This window comes from Geobacillus sp. B4113_201601, from assembly GCF_001587475.1.
Taxonomy (GTDB): domain Bacteria; phylum Bacillota; class Bacilli; order Bacillales; family Anoxybacillaceae; genus Geobacillus; species Geobacillus icigianus.
This window is the reverse complement of the sequence record NZ_LQYX01000071.1, coordinates 1-2,487: the sequence shown is the minus strand read 5'-3', so window position 1 is coordinate 2,487 and position 2,487 is coordinate 1. Positions and strand designations below refer to the sequence as shown.

Genomic DNA, 2,487 nt, shown 5'->3' with positions numbered 1-2,487 from the left:
CAAGGGTTTGTTGTTGTTTTTAGGGGGATTTTTATTTACAAAAAAAAAAAACAAATGTTGCAAAAAAGGTTATTAATGTATACAATTATGTTTACAAAAGTTAATGGGGTGATAGAAGAGATGGAAAGCGAATTTTCAAATGTGCGACAAAAAATACAGGCAACTGTTTCTAATGTATTCCTGCTAATGGAAAAAAGAGATGTTAAATTAGTTATAATCTACAGATGGGTGTTATTTTCTTTAGTTACAGGGGGGCTGACCTTTCTAGTATCTAACAAAGTGGGTTTTTTAAATGATTTTAACAAATTATTACCAGTGCATGATCAATCAATAAAACTTTTTATAACTATTATTAGCTCTATAGTATCTCTTTTTATTCCTGTTGTTGTTATTTCTCTTTTTGCATTATTACTTAAAGTAATAAATGTTGTGTTTATTTCCATTTATAATTATAAAATAAGTTTGAAACAAGCTTTTATCATCTCTACTTTTTCTTATACATTCCTATTTTTGTCTCAATTATGTAGGCTTATTGTTTCTTTGATAAAAGGGAAATTCATTTCAAAGTCTGTATTGTCGTTATCATTTTATATGCCTTCACTTGAGAAAAGCCACTTTCCTTTAAATCTGTTTGGTAATATTGATATATTTTCAATTATCTTTGTTTTCTCTTTAGCTAAAGGGTTACAAAGTTATACAGAATCTAAATTGAAAAAATCAACAATTATTATGTTTTCTTTGTATATTATTTATATGATTATACAATCACTTGTTTTACATTAAGAAAGAGATGAAATTAAAATGAGAATTAAAAGTTCTTTAATATATGCTTTAGTAATTTTCGTCTTATCTATCCTTATTGGCTATTTGCTTCAAATAAGGCTTTTTAGCAATTATTCAGAGTATAATCATGCTACAATAATGAAGGGGAATTGGTGGTTTTACTTTAGTACCAATATTATAATTTGTACTTTCATGTTTTTAGGTGTTTTTACATTATCAATAACTACAATCCCATTAGCTGTATACAATGGCATTGTTATTGGAAACTCATTAGGAGTCGCTGTAACTCATTCACTAAAGTTGAGCAAAATTTTGTTGGCGATTTTACCGCATGGTATATTTGAGATACCTGCCATCATAATTTCGATTAGCGTAGGTTTACAGGGGATTAATTTTTACAAAATTAGTTGCAAAAAAGAGTATTTAAGATACCTTGGAAAGATGTATGGAGTAGTTTTTATTCTACTCTTCCTAGCAAGTCTAGTGGAATCCTATGTTTCATTCCTGATAGCAGGAGGATGAGAAAGATGTTAAAAATAGAAAGTCTTACAAAAGAAATGAATTCAAAAATTATACTTCATTCCATCTCTTTTAAGATTTTACCCGGTGATATTGTTGCGCTGGTAGGGCCAAATGGGGCTGGAAAAACTACAATAATCAAGTCTATACTGGGTTTATTAAATCCTTCTTCCGGTGAAATAAGCATAGATGGCTATAGTATTTCGAAAGAAAGAAAAAAATACATCGAACAAGTTGCATATGTTCCAGATAACCAATTTTTTTATGAAGAGTTGACTGGGAGACAATTCTTGAGTTTTACAAGAGAATTAAGAGGGAAAGATGAACAAAAAGGTATGTCTAATGAAAAAATCGAACAGTTAATCGAGCTGCTGGAAATGAAAGAATTTATTGATCAGGAAATACATACGTACTCGTTAGGAATGAAAAAAAGTTATCGCTATTAATTTCACTAATAAGTAATCCCAAATATTTAATTATGGATGAGCCGTTTAACGGTCTTGATCCAATAACGACGTATAGCATAAAAGCTTTTTTAAAGGAATTTGCAGAAAAGAAAGGCGCAGTTTTAATTTCGACACACTTGTTAAATGATGTGGAGAGGTTTTGCACTCATATAGCCATAATTAATAAAGGTAACCTTATTCTTTTCGATTCTTTAAAAAATATAAGGCAAAAATACAATAATAAAGATTTGGAATCACTATTTATAAACCAGATACAAGAAAATGAAAGGACTGTAAACAATGGTTAATTTAGATGTCTTTTATAAATTAAAATGTTGGATGTTCTGGAAAGCTAAAATTCGATGGAAGCAAATTTGGGGAAATTACAAACTGTTTAATTTGCCAAACCCATATATAGCTTCCATTTTTTCATTTGTACCACGTATATTAGGTGTATTAATCACACTTATTCTTGGATTTGTAATAGGATATACGTATTCTCACTTTTTACAATTTGATGCTTATTATCTTTGGATAATTATTTTCTTGCTTTTTTTATTCGACGGTGTTAGTGATGGTTTAAAAACTGGTAAGTGGATAAGTAATACAAAAGAAGAGGATTGGTTATTAACAAGTTGCTCCTTGGGGAATATAGAGTATCTGCTTTTCCGTGAAAATGCCGCACTGGCGCGGATTTTCATCCCCGGGTGGAGGGCAAACCATTGCCCATGGATCTTTT

4 protein-coding genes are annotated in these 2,487 nt (G+C 30.0%); all 4 read left to right on the top strand.

Going from position 1 to position 2,487, the window contains the following annotated elements:
• Positions 1-783, top strand: a 783-nt coding sequence (locus B4113_RS08470) for a hypothetical protein (RefSeq protein ID WP_201028606.1), incomplete at its 5' end; no start/stop codon positions are given.
• Positions 784-801: 18 nt separating this feature from the next.
• Positions 802-1,305: a stage II sporulation protein M gene (locus B4113_RS08465; RefSeq protein ID WP_033844444.1), complete on the top strand. Its 504-nt coding sequence runs from the start codon at positions 802-804 to the stop codon at positions 1,303-1,305.
• A 5-nt stretch (positions 1,306-1,310) separates the two neighbouring features.
• A complete protein-coding gene (locus tag B4113_RS08460) occupies positions 1,311-1,748 on the top strand; it encodes an ATP-binding cassette domain-containing protein (RefSeq protein WP_033844445.1) in 438 nt (145 codons plus the stop codon).
• Between the two features lie 300 nt (positions 1,749-2,048).
• Positions 2,049-2,487, top strand: a 439-nt coding sequence (locus tag B4113_RS08450) for a hypothetical protein (protein WP_153017143.1), incomplete at its 3' end; no start/stop codon positions are given.

Bases quoted from the DNA above. Each gene is read 5' to 3' on its own strand.
- B4113_RS08460 (WP_033844445.1), top strand. From the start codon at position 1,311: ATGTTAAAAATAGAAAGTCTTACAAAAGAAATGAATTCAAAAATTATA.
- B4113_RS08465 (WP_033844444.1), top strand. From the start codon at position 802: ATGAGAATTAAAAGTTCTTTAATATATGCTTTAGTAATTTTCGTCTTA.